This window comes from Luteitalea sp. (assembly GCF_044337415.1).
Classification (GTDB): domain Bacteria; phylum Acidobacteriota; class Vicinamibacteria; order Vicinamibacterales; family Vicinamibacteraceae; genus Luteitalea.
Genome location: NZ_JBIINP010000064.1, coordinates 1 through 21,091 on the forward strand (window position 1 = coordinate 1; position 21,091 = coordinate 21,091).

A 21,091-nucleotide genomic window follows, 5' to 3' on the forward strand; every position below is an offset into this window, starting at 1 on the left:
CGGAGGTCCACGCGCGTCACTCCGGGATGCGTGCGCAGCACGTCGAGCGCGAGGGCCTCGTTCTCTTCGGGCTCGCTCGAACAGGTCGCGTACACCAGGCGTCCACCCGGCGCGAGTGCCCGCAGCGCCTCCTCGATCAGGGATCGCTGGAGGTCCACGAGGGCGGGCAGGTCACCGGGACCGCGTCGCCACCGGAGATCCGGCTCCCGTCGCAGCGTGCCGAGCCCAGAGCACGGCGCATCGACGAGGATCGTGTCCAGGCCCCCTGCGAACGGCAGACGCGCGGCGTCGCTCCGGAGCACCGGGATGCCGGGGCCCGGCACGCGTGCCAGCGTCTGCGCCAGCAGCGCCACGCGCCGCGCCCGCAGGTCGTTGGCGAACAGGCGGCTGCCCTCGGCCAGTCGGGGACGCATCGCGAGGCTCTTGCCCCCCGGCGAGGCGCACGCATCGAGCACACGCCCGCGAGCGACCACGCCAGCGACGACGCCAACGGCGGCCGACGCTTCGTCCTGCGCGTACGCTCGCGCGTCGCGCAGCAAGGGCAGGGCATCCTTGCCGCTGTCGAGGACGACCCCATCCGGAACGAAGCGCGTCGCACGCCCCCCGAGGTCTGCTGGCAGGTCCGCCCCGCCGGGCATCGGCCACACCGTCACGTCGGCGGACGTGTTGTCGTGCCGGACCCAGGCCTCCGTGGCGTCGTATCCGTACCGGTCGATCCAGCGCTCCACCAGCCACCGCGGGTGCGACCCGCTGATCGCCAGGTACGCCACCGCCTGCTCGCGCCAGCGCGCGTCCTCCACCGGCACGCGCGGAGCCTCGGGCATGCGTGGCAGGCCCTCGCGCACCACGCGGCGCAGCACCGCGTTGACCATCCCCGAGGCGCTCCGCTTCGGGCCACGCTTCACGATCTCCACGGCGTCGTTGACGACGGCGGAGGCGGGGAGTCGGGTGCTGTGCTGCAACTGGAACAGCCCGAGGCGCAGCGTCGTCCGCACCTCGGGATCCAGCGATGCCGATTGCCGCCCCGTGAGGGCATGGATGGCAAAGTCGAGAGCCAGCCGCCACCGCTCGACGCCCGTTGCCAGTTCGGTGAGCAGGGCGCGGTCGCGCGAGTCCTCGAGGGACGGATGGGCCTGAGCCAGGGCCGACGGCAGGTCGAGCTGGCCGGCGTCGACGGCGACGAGGACCTCGGTGGCCGCGCGACGCGCTGGCGCGATCACGGCGTCTGGCTCGCGCGCAGCGGCGTGGCCACGCGGCGCCCCTGGAGCCACTCGCGCGTCGTCATCACGCGCTTGCCGTCGGGTTGCACACGACTGACACGCAGGCAGTGCCCGTCGCCACACGCCAGCAGCGCGGCATCGCCCTCCACCCGGACGAGGGCACCCGGTTCCGCGTCGCCCGCGCCAGCCTCGTCGGCCTTCGCGGTGCGGATGACCAGACGCTGCCCGTCGACGAACGTGAAGGCCCCCGGCCACGGCTGCATCCCGCGCACGTGACAGTCGAGCGCCCGTGCCGGGCGCGACCAGTCGATGAGGCCTTCCTGCTTCTCGAGCCGTGGCGCCAGGGTGGCCGCCGCATCGTCTTGCGGCACTTCCTCGACGGTCTCGCCGCGGCCCATTCGATCGATCACGTCCCGCAACAGCGAGGCGCCCGCCACCGACAGGCGGGCCTCGAGCGTGCCGGTGGTGTCGTCGGGGTCGATCGGCACCTCGATGCGCGCGAGCATCGCGCCGGCGTCGAGCGCCAGCACCACGCGCATGATCGTCACACCGCTGATCGCGTCGCCGTTGAGCACCGCTCGCTGGATCGGCGAGGCGCCTCGCCAGGCCGGCAGCAGCGACGCATGGACGTTGATCAGGCCGCGCGGCGGGATGTCGAGGAGCACCTGCGGCAGGATCCGGCCGTAGGCGGCGACGACGCCGATGTCGGCGCGCCAGGCGCTGAAGGCGTCGAGGAACTCGGGGGCCTTCAGCTTCGTGGGCTGCAGGATGGGCACACCGGCGACCAGCGCCCGCTCCTTGACGGGCGCGTCGCTGACCTGCTGGCCGCGCCCGCGCGGGCGATCCGGTTGGGTCACGACGCCCACCACCTCGTGGTCGGAGGCGAGCAGGGCATCGAGCGTGGGCACCGCGAACGCGGGAGTGCCGAAGAAGGCGATGCGAAGAGGCATGACGGGGAGGGGCACGGTCACCACTTGCCGGCGCGCCGCAGGCGCCTGATGCGACGCGTGAGGGCCCAGCGGTACACGGGGCGCAGGCGGTCGAGGAACAGCACGCCGTCGAGGTGGTCGATCTCGTGTTGCAGCGCCCGCGCGAGGAGGCCCTCCGCCTGGATCTCGCGCGTGTCGCCGTCGCGGTCCATGGCGCGCACGCGCATGCGGAGCGGGCGCGGCACCGTGGCCTCGATGCCGGGCAGGCTCAGGCAGCCCTCTTCCTTCAGCTGCAGGCCGTCGCTCTCGAGGATCTCGGGATTGATGAGGACGAGCAGCTGATCGGGGCGACGACCCGCCGACAGGTCGACGAGGCACAGCCGCAGCGACTCGCCGATCTGCGGCGCGGCCAGGCCCACGCCGGACGCATCACGGAGCGTCTCGTGCATGTCGTCGATCAACGTGTCGATCGCGGGCGTGAGGGCCTGGACCGGCGCGGCCCTGGCGTGGAGGACCGGGTCCCCGTACCGCAGGATCGGCCGGCGCATGGCGTCAGGCTTCGGCTGGCGTGGCCGTGAACCGCTGCGCGACGCGCGCATCGACCCGCTGCATCTGGGCGCGGATGTCGTCGAGCGTGTCGGCCCCGTACCGTTCGAGGACAGCGTCGGCGAGCACGAAGGCCACCATGGCCTCGGCCACGACGGCCGCCGCCGGCACCGCACACACGTCGCTGCGCTCGATCGCCGCCGGCGACTCCTGCATCGTCTGGAGGTCCACCGAGCGGAGCGGCTTCATCAGCGTGGAGATGGGCTTCATGTAGCCGCTGATGCGGAGGTCCTCGCCGTTGGTCACGCCGCCTTCGAGGCCACCGGCGCGGTTGGTCGGGCGGGCCACGCCGACCGGGCTGGCCGCCGCGCCCGCTGCGGGCAGGACGATCTCGTCGTGGACCTGCGAGCCGGGGACCGACGCCACGCCCACGCCCTTGCCGATGCCGACCGCCTTGATGGCGGGGATCGACATCACCGCCTGGGCAAGACGGCCATCGAGCTTGCGGTCCCACTGCACGTAGCTGCCGAGCCCGGCCGGCAGGCCGCGGACGACGACCTCGAAGGCCCCGCCGAGGGTGTCGCCGGCGGCACGGGCGGCGTCGATGGCCTCGATCATTTGCTGCTGCAGGGTCTCGTCGACGCAGTGCAGCGGGGCCTCGTCGTCGATCGCCGCGATCTGCTCGAAAGTGAAGGCGAGCGGGTCGCCCGCCGACACCGCGCCCAGCGTGAAGACGTGGCTGACGATGCGGACGTCGAGGGCGGTGAGGAGCTGCCGGGCGAGCGAGCCGGCCGCGACGCGGGCCGCCGTCTCGCGGGCGCTGGCGCGCTCGAGGATGTCGCGCATGTCGTCGCGGTCGTACTTCAGGGCACCGGCGAGATCGGCGTGGCCTGGACGTGGGCGGGTCACCGGCGCGCGCTTGGCGCCCGTGGCGTCGGCCGGCGCCTCCGGCCCGACATGCATCGTCTGTTGCCAGTTCTTCCAGTCGCGGTTGCGGATCAGCATGGCGACCGGGCTGCCGAGCGTGTGGCCCTTGCGGACGCCGCTCAGGATCTCCGCCGTGTCGGTCTCGATCTGCATGCGACGCCCTCGACCGTAGCCGAGCTGGCGGCGCCGGAGTTCGCGGGCGAGTGCGTCCTGGTCGATCGGGAGGCCGGCGGGCAGCCCCTCCACCATCGCAACGAGAGCCTGGCCGTGTGATTCCCCGGCCGTGAGAAAGCGAAGCATCAACCCGCGATTCTACACGGCGCCCGAATCGCGGACCCCGTCCGGATGGTAGTTCCTGCGTAGGGCGGCGGCCGCGCAGCACGCAGTTTTCGCGGCGCGTGCGTCGTGTCGCGCGCATTTCCGCCGAAATTCGCGCGCTGCCGCGTGGCGAGCGGCTTGCTCAGGTAGTCAGGCGTGATTCCCGCTGACGTGGCGTCGATTCGGGGCGGCCGACTGCTGGCCGTCGAGGGGGGCCTGCTGGACCTGGCGACGGGCCTGAGCGTCCGGCTGGAGTCCACACGCGTCACCGCCCCTGGGCCCGGGAACATCGGTGCCGGCGACAGGCCCGTTGGCGCGTGCGGCAGGACCGTCGTGCTCGATGCCTGGACCACACAGGATCCCTTCGGCCGCTGGCGCCGCCTGCGCGTGCTCGCGGAGGCGAAGGACTTCGCAGGCGCGCCGCCCGCTTCCGATGGCGAGCCTGTCGACCTGGACAACCTCTCTGGTCAGCATCCGTCGCGAGTCGGCATCACGCGCGTGCCCGATCGCGCCGCCTGGTGTCGTCTTGCGGCGATGGCCCGCGGCCTCGGCCTGGTGCCGGTGCATGTCGACCTGTTGCCCCGGCTCGACGTTCGCGGTGGCCGACAGTGGCCGCCGCTCCTGATCGCTGTGCGCGACGAACAGGAGCACGTCCCGGCGAGCGTGGTGGCGTGGGTGGCGCATGGCGGGCGAGTCGCCGCCCTCGCCGCCATGCGCCCAGACGACCTGCCCGTCATGCACACGATCGTCCCGGCCGCGGCGCCTCGGTCCGCCACGACACGGCCGGCCCCCCAGACAGCCCTCGTGCACCGTGCCTGGCGGCATCGCACCGCCGCCCCGGCCGCGCCGGCGTTCCGCTGGCATGCCCACCCCACCGGAGGACGAACCCGCATGACTCATCTCGAACTGCTCGACGTGACCGCGGCCCTCGAGGACCTGCGGCGCGACGACGACGCGCTGGCGGCCATGTGTGGCGCGGTGCGCCAGCACACCGGCGCCCGACGCGCAGCCGTGCTCGCGGTGAAGGCCCGCGAGGTCCGCGTGCTGGCCACCGACGATGCCTCCGCGGAGGCCGTGCAGGCATGGCAACGCCTGTGTCTCGAGGACGGTCTCGATGGACTGGCGTCGGCCACGGGCTGGCACGCCGCCGGTCGCCACGGCGCGTGCGACGACATGGCGGTCTACGTGTGTGGCACGTGGCCCAGTCGCGACGAGGCGATCGGGCGCGGCGACCTGCTCGCCGTTTTCGCACGGATCGCTGCGGCGCGCGTCCCTCCGCCGGTCGCCGCGCCGGTCGCGGGGGCGCCGCTGGCCGAGACGCTCGTCGGCGACAGCGTCGTGATGCAGGACGTCCGCGCGCAGATCGCGCTGGCGGCTCGCGCGCCGTTCCCCGTCCTCATTCGCGGCGAGAGCGGTTGCGGCAAGGAACTGGCCGCCCGCGCCATCCATGCGTTGGGGTTGCGTCGCCATCGGCGGTGCGCCGCGATCAACTGCGCCGCCCTGCCCGACGAGCTGATCGAGTCGGAGCTGTTCGGGCACGTGCGGGGCGCGTTCACGGGGGCGTCGGCCGATCGTGCGGGGCTGTTCGACGAGGCCGACGGCGGCACGTTGTTCCTCGACGAAGTGGGGGAGCTCGGCGTGCGCGGCCAGGCCAAGCTGCTGCGCGTGCTGCAGGACGGCGAGGTGCGTCGCGTGGGCGAGAACACGGCGCGTCGGGTCGACGTGCGTGTGATCGCGGCCACCAACGTGTCGCTCGAGGAGGCGGTGCGCCGCGGCACGTTCCGGGCGGACCTGTTCTACCGGCTCGACGTGGTCCGCGTGCGCATGCCGGCGCTGCGTGAACGTCGCGACGACATCCCCGAGTTGGCGCGCCACTTCTGGCGCGAGTGCGCGGCGCGCGTGGGCAGTCGGGCGCGCCTCGACGGCGCGGTGCTCGACGCACTGGCCCGGTGCGACTGGCCAGGCAACGTCAGGCAGCTCCAGAACACCCTCGCGGCGCTCGCGGTGCGCGTGCCCCCGCGGGGGCGGGTCGGCGTCGACGACCTGCCTCCGGACCTGCGCGCCCCCGAGGCGCCCGAGCCAGAGGTCGTCCCCGCCGGGCTCGGCGCCGCGCGCCGCGCCTTCGAGGCGACGTACGTGCGCAACGCGCTCTCGCGTGCCGGCGGCCGGCCCGCCCGTGCCGCGCGCGACCTCGGCCTCACGCGCCAGGGGCTCAGCAAGCTCGTGCGGCGGCTCGGCCTCGAGGAAGCGCCCGACGGGCCTCGACTACCATAGGCCGCGACCCATGCTCCGCTTCCTGGCCCGTCGGCTCCTGCTCACCATCCCCGTGCTCCTCGGGGTGGCGACGATGGTGTTTGCGTTGATTCACCTGGTGCCGGGGGATCCGGCCGTGTCGATGCTCGGGGAAGCGGCCACGCCGGCCGACGTCGCGGCCCTGCGCGGCAAGCTCGGGCTCGACGACCCGCTGCCCGTGCAGTACGGGCGCTTCCTGTCCGCGGCCGTGCGCGGCCACCTCGGACAGTCGCTGCGCACCGGGCGTCCGGTCACCACGGAGCTCTCCGAGAAGCTCGGCGCGACGGTGCTGCTCGCGGTGACGGCCATGGGCGTCGCGCTGGTGGTGGCGTTGCCCCTCGGCATCCTGGCGGCCGTGCGGGCGGGCACCTGGGTCGACAGCGCCGCGATGGCCCTCGCGCTGGTCGGCGTGTCGATGCCGAACTTCTGGCTCGGGCCACTCCTCGCGCTCCTGTTCGGTGTCACGCTCGGCTGGCTGCCGGTCTCGGGCCGCGGCCCCTCGAGCGAGATGCTGATCGGGTCGGTGCCGCGTGTGCCCCCCGAGTACCTCGTGCTGCCGGCACTCACGCTCGGGCTCGCGCTGGCTGCCATCCTGGCCCGCATGACCCGCGCGAGTCTGGTCGAGGAACTGAAGGAACTCTACGTCCGCGCGGCGCGGGCGCGGGGCCTGTCGCGCACCCGCACGGTGTTGCGCCACGCCCTGCGCAACGGCCTCATTCCGATCATCACCATCGTCGGCCTCCAGTTCGGAGCCGTGCTGACCGGCACCATCATCACCGAGACGATTTTCGCGTGGCCGGGCCTCGGACGACTGCTGATCCAGTCGATCCAGTTCCGCGACTACCCGATGGTGCAGGGGTGCATCCTCCTCATCGCCGTCACGTACGTGGCGGTCAACCTGATCACCGACCTCGCCTACGGCCTGGCCGACCCGCGGATCCGCTACGAATGACCCTGCGCATCGGCCTCGTGCTGGTTGTGGCCACGGTGGTCCTGGCGGTGGCCGGGCCCTGGCTGGTGCCGGCCGACCCGCGCGTGCAGGACCTGGCGCTGCGGCTGGCCGGGCCCTCGCTGGCGCATCCGCTGGGACTGGACGAACTCGGACGCGACATCCTGGCGAGGCTGGTGGCAGGGGCGCGGGTGTCGCTGCTCGTCGGGCTGTCGGTGGTCTCCGTGTCGGCGGCCGTCGGGTTGCTGGTCGGCGGCGTGGCGGGCTACGCGGGCGGCTGGGTCGACACGCTGATCGGCCGCGTGATCGACGTGCTGATGGCCTTTCCCGGCATCCTGCTCGCCATCGCGCTCGTCGCCGCGCTGGGACCGAGCCTCGAGCACGTGGTGCTGGCGCTCACGACCATCGGCTGGGTGGGGTACGCGCGGCTGGTGCGCGGACAGGTGCTGAAGGCCCGCGAGTTCGAGTACGTGCAGGCCGCCCGCAGCCTCGGCGCGTCTGCACCGCGGGTGCTGTGGCGGCATGTGCTGCCCTCGGCGTACCCGGCCGTGCTCGTCCAGGCCACCCTCGGCATGGCCGGTGCCATCGTCGCCGAGGCATCGCTGAGCTTTCTCGGGCTGGGCGTCCAGCCGCCGACCCCGAGTTGGGGCGCCATGCTCGACGCAGGACGCGGCCACCTCCTCGATGCCCCCCACCTGACGATCTTCCCGGGAGTGGCGATCGCGTTGCTCGTGCTGGGGTTCAACTTCCTCGGCGATGGGCTGCGCGACCGGATGGACCCGCGCAGGTAGGGCGGGGTGCCTTACCCCGCCGTTGGTTCACGAACGGCGCGGTCGGAGACCGCGCCCTACCTCGGAGCGGTCGCCCAGGCCGACGCCTACCTCCGGCCCGTTGTGTCGGCCCGTCGGAACAAAAGGTCAGTTGCGGTGTCCAACCAGACATCGGTACGCTCAGGAGGTGACTGCACGGTGGCAGGGGAAGCGTCGATGAAGCCCGTCACACTCGACTGGGCCGGCGTCAGTGACGCCGAAGCCGCGCTCGTGTCCCGCTGCCTGGCGGGGGATGAGCAGGCCTGCACCGAGTTGGTGGAGACCCACCAGCGCATGGTGTTCCAGTTGGCGTACCACCTGCTGGGTGACAAGGAGGAAGCCCTCGACCTGTCGCAGGACGTCTTCCTGACCGTGTTCCGGATGCTCGATCGCTTCCGTGGGCAGTCTGCCCTCCGCACCTGGGTCTACCGCATCGTCGTCAATCAGGCTCGCAATCGTCAGCGGTGGTGGCGTCGGCGTTACCAGTCGGCGCAGGTGCCGCTCGATGTGCACGTCTCGACGCATGGCGACCTGCCGTCGCCGGCCGACGAGTGCGGGCCCGAACGGTTGCTGCGCCAGAAGGAGCAGGCCGAGCGCGTGTGGGAGGCCTTGCGGGAGTTGCCCTTCGACCAGCGCACGGCCCTTGTGTTGCGGGAGATCGACGGACTCAGCTACGAGGAGATCGGCTTCTCGCTGAACGTCGCCGTCGGCACCGTCAAGTCGCGGCTGGCGCGGGCGCGCCAGTTGCTTCGTGCGGAGTTGCAGGAGTCATGACCACCACCGCGTGCCACGACATCGTCGAACGCCTCTCGGCCTATCGCGACGGGGAACTGTCGGTGGCCGACCATGTCGACGTCGGCCAGCACCTGCGGGAGTGCGCCGCCTGTCGGCGCGCGCTCGACGACATCGACGAGTTGGGGCAACTGCTCCGCGGGAGGGCCGCGCGCATGGCGGCCGCTCTTGGCGACGAGCCGACGCAGCACGGCCTGGCGAGTGCGGTGGTGAGCCGCGTGTTCGCCGAGCAGGAGCAGTCGTGGCCCGTGCGGCTGCGTGAGGCCTTCGACGACATGCATCTGGTGTGGGCCGGGTTGTGCGCCTCGGCGGCCGTGATCGTGTGCGCCGGGCTGGCGGCGGGGCTGGTGCTGTTGGCGCCGGCGGCCGAGCGTGCAGACTCGCTGCGCGCCATCATGACCGTGATGGCGCTGCGGGGCACCGAGCTCGAGCCGCTGCCGTTGGCGCCGGGCATGGAGGTGCCGCGCGTGTCGCCCGACGGCATCATGCCGTTGATGCTCGCCAACGATCTCTCGGCGGCCGACGATGAAGAGATTGAAGTGGCGATCTCCGCGGTCGTCACGCGCGATGGCCGCATCGAGCAGACCACGCTGCTCGAAGGATCCGATGGCCAGCAGCTGGTGCAGTCGCTCGAGGACTCGGCCCGCTTCCACCCGGCGAGCCGGGCGGGCAGCCCCGTCGCCGTCAGTCTCGTCTGGCTGGTGAGTCACACGACGGTGCGGCCGCCGATGGTCAAGCCGCAGTCGTCGCGACGCCTGCCCTCCGACATCTCCACGTAGGGCCTTGCCCGGACGGCGCACGACGCCGGCGCGTGTGGCACTGGCCGCCGCGCGCGGCGTCGCGGTGCGTCAGCGCTTCGGCTTCACCTCGAGCGTGGCCAGGTTGGTCAGGCTGTCGGTGGCCCGCAGCACCACCGCGCCGTCCCCGAGATCGGCCAGGGGCACCGTGAACGTCTCGCGCAGCCCGTCCATCACGCCATCGTCCGGGAACACGGGTCGCCACTGGCCGTTGGCCAGCAACACGTCCACGCGGTCGAGCGTCGAGGCGCCATCGACCACTTCGAACGACAGGCGTGTGGGCGCTGCGGCGCCGGTCGTGCTGCCTGCCGCGTCGCGCAGGCGGATCGCGGGAGGCGTGTTGTCCACCGTGATGGGACCGCCTTCCTTCTCGCCTGCGAGCGCGGTCGCCGCCGGATTGGCCCGGCCGTCCGTGGCCACGACCCGCACCAGGTACCGGGCATCGGGCAGTTGCGACGTGTCCCACGTGTAGACGTTGCCGACGAGGTCCTTCGCCAGCGAGCGCCACTGGTCCGTGCCGACGCGGCGCACCAGCACCTGGAAGCGCAGGTCGTCCTTGTCCGGGTCGCTGGCATCCCACTGGAACGTCTGGAAGCCCTTCTGGAAGAGGCGTCGACCGACCGCTGCCGCTGTCGCCGTCGGCGTGGCGGCCGCGATGGCCTGGTCACGCGCCGGCGCCGGCGTCGTCGACTGGAAGCCCGCGAGGTCGGGTGGTTCCTGCGTGCCGTACGGCTGCTGGAACACCACGCCGGCCGGGTGGAGCGTGAGGGTGGTGACGCGCGGACGCTGGTTGCGGGGCAGGTACGTCAGCGTCACCTGATCGAGGGCCGCGGCGCCTGCCAGCTCGACGCGCCACTGCAGGTAGCGGGCGGCCGGGCTGGCGATGCGCAGCACGCCCTCGTCCTCGCGCACGGGTACCCAGTCGGCCCACGTCTCGTCGGGCGTCGACGTGTTGCCGCTGCGCGTCGAGAAGCGCGCCGTGCTCCCGCTCGGCTGCTCTCCGTCCCAACGGAGCGTGCCCCACGAGGCCCCCGTGGTGGCGTCCTTTACCTCCGACGTGTACTGGCCGGTGGCTGCCGGGGCCGCCGACAACTGGAGGATCTTGCCCGGGTTGGAGGCCGTGATGAGGAAGCCATCGCCACGCGGGATGATGCGCGTGAGCTGGCGCGCCTGCACCTGCGCGAGGCGCGCCGTACGCGCGGGGTCGCCATCGACGGCGTAGACCACGCCGTTGTCGGCCGCCACGAGCAGGCGACCGTTCGCCGTCGGCAGGACGTCGAAGGGCAACTCGCCGGTCGCCTCCCAGTACGTGTCGACGAGGCCGTCGGCGCCGACGCGATAGATGGCGCCCTTGCCTCCGCCGGCCGCGGCCGCGGTCGGCGCAGCCGCGGCTGCCGGCGCTGCGCTCACGGTCGTCGAGTCGCCAACGGCGACGATGGTGACCTCGGTCGAGACCTGCGCGGTCGCGGTGCCTGAGGCGGCAGGGGCGGCCGGCGTGCTCGCCGCCGGTGCGGCGCCTGGCGACACGGCCAGCACCCACACCGTGCCGTTGGCACCGGCGCGGATGGCCTGCACCTGCGTGTAGGGGCCATCCAGCAGGGCGAACGGCTTGCCGCCCTGCGGGATGCGATAGAGGCGTCCGGGGCTGTCGGTGCCGACCAGAACGTCGCCCCCGTCAGTGACGTGCAGCGCGGTGACGTTGGCGGCCGCGCTCTCGAAGATCCTCGTCGGCGTCCCGCCAGTGCGGGGGAGCCGGTACACGCGTCCCTTGCCGCCGGTGGCGACGTACACCTGCTGCTGGCGATCGACGGCGAGCGCCCACACATAGGTCTCGTCGGGATCGAAGAAGACGCTGGCGGTGCCGTCGCGGGCGATCCGGTACACCTTGCCGTCGGGCGAGGTGGCCGCCAGCAGCGCGTCGCCATGCCACGCCAGGGCATGCACCTGCAGTTCCTCGGCATCCCAGAAGACACGCGCCGTGTCGCCGGTCAGCGCGAGGACTTGCCCCTCGTTGCCGGTGCCCACGTAGGCGGTGCCGTCGGGCGCGGTGACGGCCGTCCACAGTGTCGGCACCGCGGCCTCGTGCAGCACACGAGCGGCGGGCCCGAGGGCGAGGCGGCCGTCGCGGGTGACGGCGACCTGCTCGCCTCGGCCGGCCATCCAGTGCTCGATGCTGGTCACTTCCCAGCGGGAGGGGCCGGCGGCCGACAGGGGCAGCGAGACGGCGGCCGCCAGTGCGGCCATCGCCAGGAGCGAACGGGACAGGTGGGTCATGGAATGGTTACGGAACGAGTGGCGTGATCGCGATCGTGCGCTGGCCGGTGGCCACCGCGTCGGCGGGGATCTCCCACTCGCCGAGCACGTCCTGGTCGAGCGACGTGGCGACCACGCCGGGCGTGGCGCCCAGCACCTGCAGCACGCTGCCGGGCAGCGCGGGCAGGTCGCGGCCGTTGACGACGGAGCCGGCCGCCGGCCGGACGAGGCGCACGTACCAGCGATCGCCGCGGCGCTGCTGGTTCAGCAGGCGCACCAGTTCGTCCACCGAACGGGCCTGCTCCACGGTCCGGCGGCGGCCCTCGAGCTGGGCCAGCGTCGAGCCGTCGATGATCTGCAGCTGGAGCGTCCCGGTGGCGCCCGCGGGCAGCGGGATGGCCAGGGTGTGCACCTGCGGCGCACTGCGGAAGTTGCGCGTCTCGGCGCGCAGCGTGATCGTGTCGCCGGCGCGGGGACGCGGTTCGGCGATCCAGGCGCGGTCGAGGCGGGTCGAGCGCTGGCGCTCTTCCGTGTCGAGAGTGAGCGCGATCTTGCCGAGCCGCGGCGTGCCGAGGTCGCTGCGCAGCACGGCCGCCAGCGGTGCGGCCACCGAGGCGGCCGCCGTCGCCACGGCGCTGTCGCCGCCGAACACGTTGTCGAGGCGCAGCACGCTCGCGCCGATCTCGGCCGAGCCCGCCACCTTGATGGTCGAGACGCCGATCTCGCGCTGGTAGGACTGCAGCACATTGGCCACCGCGGCGAACACCACGAGCGGCGAGAACAGCTGGTCCTCGGACACCTCGAAGGCGAATGCCCGCGCCGCGCCGCCGTTGGCGCGCAGGGTCACGGTGAGCGGGATCGTCCGCGGGCCGGCGCCCAGCGTGCCGCCGATGGCGGTCGCGCGGTCCTGATCCATCACGCCGAGCACCTCGCCGAGTTGCGCGAGCTTGATCGAGTTGAGCAGGCTCGGTACCACGGCCACCACGTGGGCCCGCGTCATTGGCAACTGGGCCGGGCCGAGGTTGAAGAACGGGTGCCCGAAGGCGAGCACGCGCGAGCCCTCCACGCTGGTCACCGTCCCCGTGGCGCCGAGGGAGAGATCGCCCCGCACCAGACTCACGCCCACGGCGTCGCCCGGCTCGAGAGGGCCCTCGGCAGTCGCGCCAGGCTGACCGCCAACCAGCGCGGCACCGGCCGAGACCGGCGCGAAGCCGGCCTGGCCCAGCGTGTCGGCCAGCCAGCCGCCGATGCCGCTGGTGAAGCCGCTCATCGACAGCGGCGTGGCAATCGGACGGAGCAACGGACGGCTGCCGGCATCGAGGTCAAGACCCGGCAGCGCACTGACCGGCACCGCGATGCCGTCGCGGCCCGGCATCGAGGCGAGGAAGGCGGTGCGAAGGGCATCGGGCGTGAGGGGCGTGTCGAGCGGCCAGGCCGCCACTGCCCGCAGGCCAGCGGCGGGCATCGACGTCGCGTCCTGCATCTCCGCGATGGGCGTGATGCCGGCGATCGGCGCCTTCGGGAACTGTCCCATCGAGTAGGCGACGGCGCCCACGAGCCGGCCGTCGATGTACACGGGGCTGCCGCTCATGCCGGCGATGACGCCCGTCTGCTCGAGCCCGGCGCCCTCGAGTCGCGCGAGGATCACCTGCCGGCGGGGACCGACGACGCCGTCGAGCACACCGAGGATGTGCGCCTTGAAGCGAACCGGCTCGCTGCCTTCCAGTCGGGTGATGCCCTCGGCGACCTGGCCTCGGCGGATCTCGGAGACCGGAAACGTCGCCAGGCGCGCGGGCACGGGCGCCACGCAGAGCAGCACGGCGAGGGCGACCGCGAGGCCGCTGCGACGCAGTCGAGATGACGAGGAGGCAAAGTCGAGCAAGGTTCGGCCGTTATGACACGCGGGGGAGAGGGGGTCAAGCAGCGTGGGGCGCGCGTCATATCGTTGGACGCACGTTGACGCGGTTCGGACGAGTCTGGTACGGTGCCCTCGACATGTCGGCCTCCGCCGCGTTCTCCTTCGTCTCGCAGTCGGCCTCCAGCCGCGTGCCGTTTTCGGCGCGGTATTGGTGGTGGCCTGGCTCCAGAGCCGAGGGGGCGGCCGTCTAGCCGCGTATCGACCAGCACCGTCACCACGGATACCTGGCGCCCCTTCGGCCCCCGCCGAACGGGCGCTTTTTGTTTGTCCACGAAGAGCTTGAGACGTCGAACGCTGAACGCTGAACACCGAACACCGAACGCTGAACGCAGATCCCCCGGACGTAGCCGTCGGACTTGTCCGACGGTCACGGAACGTCAGGGGAGGAAACCAGAGACCCGAGTCCTGAGACGAGAGCCCTGAGTCTGTTGCCCATGCCAACCCCATCGACCCTCGTGTCCACCCTGGCCGACCTCACCGTGGAGGCCTTGCCCGCCGCCCGGGCCGAGGCGCTGCGCGTGGCCGACCTCGTGGAGTTCCGGCTCGACCGCCTGCCGCCCCTACCCGTCGCCGAGGTGATGGGGGAGGCTGCCGCCCGCGCCGTGGTCACGTTCCGGCCGACACGTGAAGGCGGGCTGTTCGCGGGCGAGGAGTCGGTGCGCGAGCAGCGCCTGCGGGAGGCGCTCGATCAGGGCGCCGCGTTCGTGGACGTCGAGTGGGATGCCGAGTTCGGCGACGCGCTCATCGCCGCCTACCCGGGCCGCGTCGTCCTGTCGCGTCATGACTTCGAGGGCATGCCTGCCGACCTCGTCGGACAGGCGGGCGCCATGGCGGCGCGCCGGCCGGGTGTCGTCAAGCTTGCGATCACGCCCGCGCGGCTCACGGACCAACTCGCGTTCCTCGCCGCGGCTCGCGCGGTCGGCGACATCCCGGTCGTGCTGATCGCGATGGGCCCCGTCGGGCTGCCGTCGCGCCTGCTCCCTGAGCGGCTCGGGTCGGCGTGGACTTACGGCGGCGCGGCCGTGGCGCCGGGACAGGTCCGGCCGTCAGTGATGCGCACGCGATACCGCGTCGGGCAGCACGGGCCGGCGACCCGGATCTACGGCGTCGCGGGCCGGCCGATCAGCCATTCCTGGTCGCCGACGCTGCACAACGCCGCCCTCCAGGCCCTCGGCGTCGATGGCGTGTACCTGCCCTTCGAGGCGCAGGACATCGACGACCTGCTCGCGATGGCCGAGGCGCTCGACGTGCAGGGCCTCAGCGTGACCGCGCCCTTCAAGCTCGACGCGCTCGCACGCGCGGCGATCGCCGATCCGCTGGCCACCCGCCTCGGCGCCGCCAACACGCTGACCCGTGTCGAGGGCGGCTGGGCCGCCCGCAACACCGACGTCGAGGGCTTCCTGCAGCCGCTGCGCGACCGGCTCGCCCGCGACGGCCGCGGACTCGCCGGCCTGCGCGTCGCCGTGCTCGGGGCGGGCGGGGCGGCCCGCGCGGTGGTGGCGGGCCTGGCCGACGAAGGCGCGAGTCCCACCGTGCACGCCCGCCGACGCGAGCAGGCCGAGGCACTCGAGCCGCTGGGCGCCTGTGTCGGCGATCCCGTGCCCTCGGCAGGCACGTGGGACGTACTCGTCAACACCACCCCGGTCGGCACCGCGTCGCACGGGCCGAGCGACACCACGCCTCTCGAGGCCGAGCGGTTGGCCGGAGGCGGCCTCGTCTACGACCTCGTCTACAACCCCGGGCAGACCCGCCTGCTGCGCGATGCCGCAGCGGCAGGCTGCGACACCCTCGGCGGGCTCGAGATGCTGATCGGACAGGCGGCCGTGCAGGTGGCCACCTGGTTCGACGTCGAGCCGCCCATCGACGCGATGCGCACCGCCATCCAAGCCGAGGCCCCGCAGCTGGCCCTCGTGCCGGAGACCCCATGTCCGCGATGACCCAGACCACCTTCGAGGAGTTCGTCGATCTCGCCGGTCGCGGCACGTTCGTGCCCGTGTGCCGCGAGCTGCTGGCCGACCTGCTGACGCCCGTGTCGGCGTTCCTGCGTGTTGCGGAACACTCCGATTACGCGTTCCTGTTCGAGAGCGTCGAGGGCGGCGAACAGGTGGCGCGCTACTCGTTCCTCGGCAAGGATCCCTTCCTCGTGCTGCGGGCCCGTAACGGCAAGGCGGTGCTCGAGCAGGGCGGGCAGACGTCGGCGCTCGACGAAGAGTTCGTCCCGGCCCTGCGTCGCATCATGGCCGAGTACCGGTCGCCCTTCGTGCCGGGCCTGCCGCGGTTCACCGGCGGCGCCGTCGGCTTCTTCGGCTACGACGCGGCGCCCTGGTTCGAGCCGGCGCTGCAATCGGTGTGGAAGACCTACGAGGGGCAGCAGGACCCGCGCGACGAGGCGGCGTTCATGCTGTTCGACACGGTGCTGGCCTTCGACCACGTCAAGCACCGCATCCTGCTCATCGCCAACGCCCGCATCTCGCCGAGCGACGACCTGGCCTCGCTGTACCAGTTCGCCAACGCGCGCCTCGACTTCCTGCAGCGCGAACTCGAGCAGGCGCACACCCAGCCCATCGCCAGCGGCGGCGACGACGCGACGCCGCCGGCCGTGACGGCCCTGACCTCGCGCGAGGAGTTCGAGCGCAACGTCCGCACCGCGCAGGAGTACATCGCCAGGGGCGACATCTACCAGGTGGTGCTGTCGCAGCGCTTCGAGGTGGACCTGCAGGCCGACCCGTTCACGGTCTACCGCGCGCTGCGCCACGTGAACCCGTCGCCCTACATGTACTTCACCCGCGTCGGCGACCTCTCCATCGTCGGGTCGTCGCCGGAGATGCTGGTGCGCGTCGAGGGCGGCCAGGCCGAGACGCACCCGATCGCCGGGACGCGTCCGCGCGGCCGCACCCACGAGGAGGACCTGCGCCTCGGCGAGGAACTCAAGCGCGACGAGAAGGAGCGCTCCGAGCACGTGATGCTCGTCGACCTCGGCCGCAACGACCTCGGTCGCGTGTGCGCCTACGGCAGCGTCCGCGTGCCGACGTTCATGACGCTCGAGCGCTACTCGCACGTGATGCACCTGGTCTCGCGGGTCGTCGGCACGCTGGCCGACGATGCCGACAGGCTCGACGCGCTGGTGTCGTGCTTCCCGGCGGGGACCGTGTCGGGCGCGCCGAAGATTCGCGCGATGGAGATCATCGCGGAGCTCGAGGGGCGGCCGCGCGGCATCTACGCGGGATCGGTCGGCTACCTCGACTTCGCCGGCAACCTCGATTGCTGCATCGCCATTCGCACCGTGTGGATGCACGACGGCAAGGCGTTCGTCCAGGCGGGCGGCGGCATCGTCGCCGACAGTCACCCGTCGGCGGAGTACGAAGAGAGCCTCAACAAGGCGCGTGCCGTGCTGCGCGCCCTCGAACTCGCCCACTCGCTCGGGCGCCACGCCGGGTAACCATGGTCCTGCTGATCGACAACTACGATTCGTTCACCTACAACCTGGCCCAGTACTTCGGCGAACTGGGCGCCGAGGTGGTGGTGCACCGCAACGACCGGATCACGCTCGACGAGATCGCGGCGCTCAAGCCGTCGCACATCGTCATCTCGCCGGGTCCCGGGCGGCCCGAGAACGCCGGCATCTCGGTGGAGGTGCTGCGCCGGTTCGGGCCGGACGTGCCGATCCTCGGCGTGTGCCTCGGACACCAGGCGATGGGCTACGCGTTCGGCGGCCGTGTCGTGAACGCCCCGGTGCTGATGCACGGCAAGACGTCGGACGTCGAGCACGACGGGCAGGGCGTGTTCCGCGACATCGCGCAGGGGTTCACCGCGGCGCGGTACCACAGCCTCGTCGTGTCGCCGGAGGGCTTGCCAGACACGCTGCAGGTGACCGCGCGCACGAAGGGCGACGGCATCATGATGGGCCTGCGCCACCGCCATTACCCGATGCACGGCGTGCAGTTCCATCCCGAGTCGGTGCTGACCGGCCCGGGGCATCACCTGCTGCGGAACTTCCTGGAGCTCTGATGTTCGCGCCCCTGCTCGAGAAGCTGCAACGCCACGTGACGCTGACGACCGACGAGGCCGCCGGGGCGATGGCGGCCATCATGCGCGGCGAGGCGACGCCGGCGCAGATGGCCGGCTTCCTGATGGCCCTGCGCGCCAAGGGCGAGCGGCCCGAGGAACTGGTCGGCCTCGCCCGGGCGATGCGCGCCGCCGCCGTGCCGCTGCCGCAGCCGTCGGGTGACGTGTTCGACACGTGCGGGACCGGCGGCGACAACGCGGGCACCGTCAACGTGTCGTCGATGGCGGCCGTGGTGCTGGCCGCGTGCGGCGTGCGTGTGGCCAAGCACGGCAATCGCTCGGTGTCGAGCCGCAGCGGCAGCGCGGACGTGTTCGAGGCGCTCGGCGTGAACGTGACGGCGTCGCCGGCCGTCGTAGCTCGCTGCCTCGATGAGGTCGGCATCGCGTTCCTGTTTGCGCCGACGTTCCATCCGTCGATGAAGCACGCCGCGCCGGTGCGCCGTGAACTCGGCGTGCGGACGGCCTTCAACCTGCTCGGCCCGTTGACCAACCCGGCGGGCACGACGCGACAACTGGTCGGCGTGCCGCGCCCCGAACTCACCGAGCTCGTCGCGCGCGCGCTCGGGTTGCTGGGATCGGCGCATGTGTGGGTGGTGCACGCCGCCGACGGCCTCGACGAACTGTCGACGACCGGCTACACGAAGGTGTCGGAGTGCCGCGCTGGTCTGCTGCGCACCTTCTTCGTGCACCCGTCGGACTTCGGCCTCGCCAAGGCGACCCTTGCCGACCTGAAGGGCGGCGATGCCACGGAGAACGCCGACGTGGCGCGACGGGTGCTCGGGGGCGAGCATGGCGCCGTGCGCGACATCGTGCTGCTGAACGCTGGCGCGTGTCTCTTCATCGCCGGGCGCGTGCGCAACGTCGCGGAAGGCGTGCAGCGGGCGGCGATGGCGCTCGACGAGGGCCGCGCCGCCGAGACGCTCCGTCGCCTCGTCGAGGTCTCGCAGGCGCCTGCGGAGATGTCGGCATGAGCCAGGCGCACGGCCCCTCCGTCCTCGACACGATCGTGGCGGCGGCGCGTCGCCGCGTCGAGGTCGCGCGGGAGCGGCGCAGCCTGGCCGACCTCGAGCGTGCCCTGGCGGACCGGGCCGGGACAGCCGGTCCTACCGGGACCGGAGCCTTCCTGGCGTCGCTGGAGCAGCCGGGCATCCGCGTGATTGCCGAGTGCAAGCGCCGGTCGCCGTCGAAGGGCGTGCTGCGCCCGGAGTACGACCCGGTCGCCATCGCGAGCGCCTATGCGCGCGCCGGCGCGGCCGCCGTGTCGGTGCTCACCGAGCCCGGTTTCTTCGATGGCGACCTCGAACACCTGATCGCCGTCCGCCAGGCGCAGCCCTCGTTGCCCCTCCTGCGCAAGGACTTCACCGTCGATGCGTACCAGATCGCCGAGGCGGCCGTGGCCGGGGCCTCGGCCGTGCTGCTGATCGTGGCGGCCCTCGATCAGGAGACGCTGGTCGCCTTGCTCCGCTACGCACATGGCGTGGGCGTGGATGTGCTCACCGAGGTGCATGACGAGGACGAGGCACGCCGGGCCATCGACGCCGGCGCCACCATCGTCGGCGTGAACAACCGCAACCTCAAGACACTCGAGGTGTCCATCGAGACGTCGTTCCGCGTCGCCCCGCTGATCACGTCGGCGCGGGTGCGGGTCGCCGAGAGTGGCCTGCGCTCGGGCGCGGATCTCGCGGCCTTGCACGGCGCCGGGTACGGCGCGTTCCTCATCGGTGAGCGCTTCATGACCGATGCCGATCCGGGCGAGGGCCTGGCGCGCGTGATCGCCGAGGCGACGCAGGCACTGGAGCCGACGCGATGACGCGCATCAAGGTGTGCGGCATCACGTCGGTCGACGACGCGGTGATGGCCGTCGAGGCGGGGGCGGATGCGATCGGGCTGATTTTCTGGCCGTCGAGCAAGCGCGCCGTGGATGTCGAGCGCGCACAGGCCATCACGCGGGCGTTGCCGCCGCTCATCGCGACGGTCGGCGTGTTCGTGGACGAGACGCCCGACCACGTGCGATCGGTGGCCGATGCGGTGGGCCTGTCGGCCGTGCAGTTGCACGGCCAGGAGGTGGTGCCTGACTGGGCGCGCTTCCCGCGACCGGTGCTCAAGGCGATGCCCGTCGAGGCATACGCGTCGAGCCCCTGGCAGCGGGCGCGCGCGGCGATCCTGGTGGACGCCCACGACCCGGTGACGATCGGCGGCACGGGCCGCACGGTGGACTGGGACGCGGCCAAGGCGATTGCGGCGACGCGCCCGCTGGTGCTGGCCGGCGGCCTCACGCCCGACAACGTGGCGCAGGCCGTCGTGTGGGTGCGGCCGTGGGGGGTGGATGTGGCCTCGGGCGTGGAGCGCTCGCCGGGCACGAAGGACCCGCTGAAGGTAAAGGCGTTTGTCGAGGCGGTCCGATCCGCCGACGCCGCGCAGGGAAGGTAGGGCCCGCGCTCCGAGCGCGGCCCAACGTGACAGGAACGACGCATGAGCATGGCAACAGCACAAGAGGGCAGGGGACGGCCGGTCTTCGGCCGGCGCGACCCGGATGCCCGCGGCTACTTCGGCGAGTTCGGCGGGCGGTTCGTGCCCGAGACGCTCGTCGCCCCGATCGAGGCGCTGACCGAGGCGTACTTCGCCGTACGGCGCGACGAGACGTTCGTGGCGGAGTTCGAGCACCTGCTGCGGCAGTTCGTCGGTCGGCCGACGCCGCTGTACGAGGCCCGTCGGCTGACGGAGTCCTGCGGTGGCGCCACCATCCTGCTGAAGCGGGAGGACCTGGCCCACACCGGCGCGCACAAGATCAACAACGCCCTCGGCCAGGCGTTGCTGGCGCGGCGCATGGGCAAGACGCGCATCGTCGCCGAGACCGGCGCGGGCCAGCACGGCGTCGCCACGGCGACCGTGTGTGCGCTGCTCGGCCTGCAGTGCGTCGTGTACATGGGCGTCGACGACATGGCACGGCAGGCGCTCAACGTGTTCCGCATGCGGATGCTCGGCGCCGAGGTGAAGGGGGTCGACTCGGGCGCGCGCACGCTGAAGGACGCCATCAACGAGGCGATGCGCGACTGGGTCGCCACCGTGCGCGACACGTACTACCTGCTCGGGTCGGCGCTCGGACCGCACCCGTACCCGCTGATGGTGCGCGAGTTCCAGTCGGTGATTGGCGAGGAGGCGCGCGTGCAGTGCCTCGCGACGTACGGCCGGTTGCCCGACGCGGCGGTCGCGTGCGTCGGTGGCGGCAGCAATGCCATGGGCTTGTTCGACGCGTTCGTGGCCGACCCGTCGGTG

General features: G+C 72.4%; 18 protein-coding genes. 12 read left to right on the plus strand and 6 right to left on the minus strand.

The genetic code is table 11. The annotated features are described in order from the left end of the window. The 4 genes from ACIRDX_RS11605 to aroC all read right to left on the minus strand — a co-directional run. Nucleotides 1-1,220: transcription antitermination factor NusB (locus ACIRDX_RS11605; RefSeq protein ID WP_396625589.1), on the minus strand; the 1,220-nt coding region annotated here is incomplete at its 3' end. Further along, on the minus strand, nt 1,217-2,170 hold the full coding sequence (fmt, locus tag ACIRDX_RS11610) for a methionyl-tRNA formyltransferase (protein WP_396625590.1): 954 nt from the start codon (nt 2,168-2,170) through the stop codon (nt 1,217-1,219). The genes ACIRDX_RS11605 and fmt, both read right to left, overlap by 4 nt. Before the next feature lie 17 nt (nt 2,171-2,187). Further along, the gene (def, locus tag ACIRDX_RS11615) at nt 2,188-2,697 is read right to left on the minus strand and encodes a peptide deformylase (protein ID WP_396625591.1); all 510 of its coding nucleotides are present in this window, start codon (nt 2,695-2,697) and stop codon (nt 2,188-2,190) included. 4 nt (nt 2,698-2,701) lie between these two features. Continuing rightward, entirely contained in the window at nt 2,702-3,922 is a 1,221-nt protein-coding gene (gene aroC, locus ACIRDX_RS11620; protein ID WP_396625592.1) for a chorismate synthase, read from the minus strand. 174 nt (nt 3,923-4,096) lie between these two features. Between aroC and ACIRDX_RS11625 the strand changes: the two genes are divergently transcribed. The 5 genes from ACIRDX_RS11625 to ACIRDX_RS11645 all read left to right on the plus strand — a co-directional run bounded on the left by ACIRDX_RS11625 (nt 4,097) and on the right by ACIRDX_RS11645 (nt 9,561). Then, a complete protein-coding gene (locus ACIRDX_RS11625) occupies nt 4,097-6,214 on the plus strand; it encodes a sigma-54 interaction domain-containing protein (protein WP_396625593.1) in 2,118 nt (705 codons plus the stop codon). Nucleotides 6,215-6,224: 10 nt separating this feature from the next. Next, nucleotides 6,225-7,184 carry an ABC transporter permease gene (locus ACIRDX_RS11630; RefSeq protein WP_396625594.1) on the plus strand — a complete coding sequence of 320 codons (960 nt, stop codon included), beginning with the start codon at nt 6,225-6,227 and terminating at the stop codon, nt 7,182-7,184. Further along, nucleotides 7,181-7,972, plus strand: a complete 792-nt coding sequence (locus tag ACIRDX_RS11635) for an ABC transporter permease (RefSeq protein WP_396625595.1) — start codon at nt 7,181-7,183, stop codon at nt 7,970-7,972. Before ACIRDX_RS11630 ends, ACIRDX_RS11635 begins: the two co-directional genes overlap by 4 nt. A 195-nt stretch (nt 7,973-8,167) precedes the next feature. Next, a complete protein-coding gene (locus ACIRDX_RS11640) occupies nt 8,168-8,764 on the plus strand; it encodes an RNA polymerase sigma factor (protein ID WP_396625596.1) in 597 nt (198 codons plus the stop codon). Beyond that, nucleotides 8,761-9,561, plus strand: coding sequence for a zf-HC2 domain-containing protein (locus ACIRDX_RS11645; protein WP_396625597.1), 801 nt, complete (start codon nt 8,761-8,763; stop codon nt 9,559-9,561). Before ACIRDX_RS11640 ends, ACIRDX_RS11645 begins: the two co-directional genes overlap by 4 nt. A gap of 69 nt (nt 9,562-9,630) precedes the next feature. Here ACIRDX_RS11645 and ACIRDX_RS11650 read toward each other — a convergent pair whose 3' ends face one another. Continuing rightward, nucleotides 9,631-11,853, minus strand: coding sequence for a hypothetical protein (locus ACIRDX_RS11650; protein WP_396625598.1), 2,223 nt, complete (start codon nt 11,851-11,853; stop codon nt 9,631-9,633). A 7-nt stretch (nt 11,854-11,860) separates the two neighbouring features. Further along, entirely contained in the window at nt 11,861-13,714 is a 1,854-nt protein-coding gene (locus ACIRDX_RS11655) for a SpoIVB peptidase S55 domain-containing protein (protein ID WP_396625599.1), read from the minus strand. A 470-nt stretch (nt 13,715-14,184) separates the two neighbouring features. On the opposite strand from ACIRDX_RS11655, the gene ACIRDX_RS11660 reads away from it, so the two are divergent. From ACIRDX_RS11660 to trpB, 7 genes are all read left to right on the plus strand, one after another. Further along, complete coding sequence (locus ACIRDX_RS11660) at nt 14,185-15,687, plus strand: type I 3-dehydroquinate dehydratase (protein WP_396625600.1); 1,503 nt, start codon at nt 14,185-14,187, stop codon at nt 15,685-15,687. Continuing rightward, the gene (gene trpE / locus ACIRDX_RS11665; RefSeq protein ID WP_396625601.1) at nt 15,675-17,189 is read left to right on the plus strand and encodes an anthranilate synthase component I; all 1,515 of its coding nucleotides are present in this window, start codon (nt 15,675-15,677) and stop codon (nt 17,187-17,189) included. The genes ACIRDX_RS11660 and trpE overlap by 13 nt, the downstream gene beginning before the upstream one ends. Before the next feature lie 2 nt (nt 17,190-17,191). Continuing rightward, complete coding sequence (locus ACIRDX_RS11670; RefSeq protein ID WP_396625602.1) at nt 17,192-17,758, plus strand: anthranilate synthase component II; 567 nt, start codon at nt 17,192-17,194, stop codon at nt 17,756-17,758. Beyond that, the gene (trpD, locus tag ACIRDX_RS11675; RefSeq protein WP_396625603.1) at nt 17,758-18,786 is read left to right on the plus strand and encodes an anthranilate phosphoribosyltransferase; all 1,029 of its coding nucleotides are present in this window, start codon (nt 17,758-17,760) and stop codon (nt 18,784-18,786) included. Before ACIRDX_RS11670 ends, trpD begins: the two co-directional genes overlap by 1 nt. Then, nucleotides 18,783-19,625, plus strand: coding sequence for an indole-3-glycerol phosphate synthase TrpC (trpC, locus tag ACIRDX_RS11680; RefSeq protein ID WP_396625604.1), 843 nt, complete (start codon nt 18,783-18,785; stop codon nt 19,623-19,625). The genes trpD and trpC overlap by 4 nt, the downstream gene beginning before the upstream one ends. Further along, entirely contained in the window at nt 19,622-20,245 is a 624-nt protein-coding gene (locus ACIRDX_RS11685) for a phosphoribosylanthranilate isomerase (protein WP_396625605.1), read from the plus strand. Before trpC ends, ACIRDX_RS11685 begins: the two co-directional genes overlap by 4 nt. A gap of 42 nt (nt 20,246-20,287) precedes the next feature. Continuing rightward, a partial coding sequence (gene trpB / locus ACIRDX_RS11690) for a tryptophan synthase subunit beta (RefSeq protein WP_396625606.1) occupies nt 20,288-21,091 on the plus strand: 804 nt, incomplete at its 3' end.

Excerpts from the sequence above, each read along its gene's own strand:
- fmt (WP_396625590.1), bottom strand. The coding sequence starts at position 2,170 with ATGCCTCTTCGCATCGCCTTCTTCGGCACTCCCGCGTTCGCGGTGCCC.
- def (WP_396625591.1), bottom strand. The coding sequence starts at position 2,697 with ATGCGCCGGCCGATCCTGCGGTACGGGGACCCGGTCCTCCACGCCAGG.
- aroC (WP_396625592.1), bottom strand. The coding sequence starts at position 3,922 with ATGCTTCGCTTTCTCACGGCCGGGGAATCACACGGCCAGGCTCTCGTT.
- ACIRDX_RS11630 (WP_396625594.1), top strand. The coding sequence starts at position 6,225 with ATGCTCCGCTTCCTGGCCCGTCGGCTCCTGCTCACCATCCCCGTGCTC.
- ACIRDX_RS11635 (WP_396625595.1), top strand. The coding sequence starts at position 7,181 with ATGACCCTGCGCATCGGCCTCGTGCTGGTTGTGGCCACGGTGGTCCTG.
- ACIRDX_RS11640 (WP_396625596.1), top strand. The coding sequence starts at position 8,168 with ATGAAGCCCGTCACACTCGACTGGGCCGGCGTCAGTGACGCCGAAGCC.
- ACIRDX_RS11645 (WP_396625597.1), top strand. The coding sequence starts at position 8,761 with ATGACCACCACCGCGTGCCACGACATCGTCGAACGCCTCTCGGCCTAT.
- ACIRDX_RS11650 (WP_396625598.1), bottom strand. The coding sequence starts at position 11,853 with ATGACCCACCTGTCCCGTTCGCTCCTGGCGATGGCCGCACTGGCGGCC.
- ACIRDX_RS11660 (WP_396625600.1), top strand. The coding sequence starts at position 14,185 with ATGCCAACCCCATCGACCCTCGTGTCCACCCTGGCCGACCTCACCGTG.
- trpE (WP_396625601.1), top strand. The coding sequence starts at position 15,675 with ATGTCCGCGATGACCCAGACCACCTTCGAGGAGTTCGTCGATCTCGCC.
- ACIRDX_RS11670 (WP_396625602.1), top strand. The coding sequence starts at position 17,192 with ATGGTCCTGCTGATCGACAACTACGATTCGTTCACCTACAACCTGGCC.
- trpD (WP_396625603.1), top strand. The coding sequence starts at position 17,758 with ATGTTCGCGCCCCTGCTCGAGAAGCTGCAACGCCACGTGACGCTGACG.
- trpC (WP_396625604.1), top strand. The coding sequence starts at position 18,783 with ATGAGCCAGGCGCACGGCCCCTCCGTCCTCGACACGATCGTGGCGGCG.
- ACIRDX_RS11685 (WP_396625605.1), top strand. The coding sequence starts at position 19,622 with ATGACGCGCATCAAGGTGTGCGGCATCACGTCGGTCGACGACGCGGTG.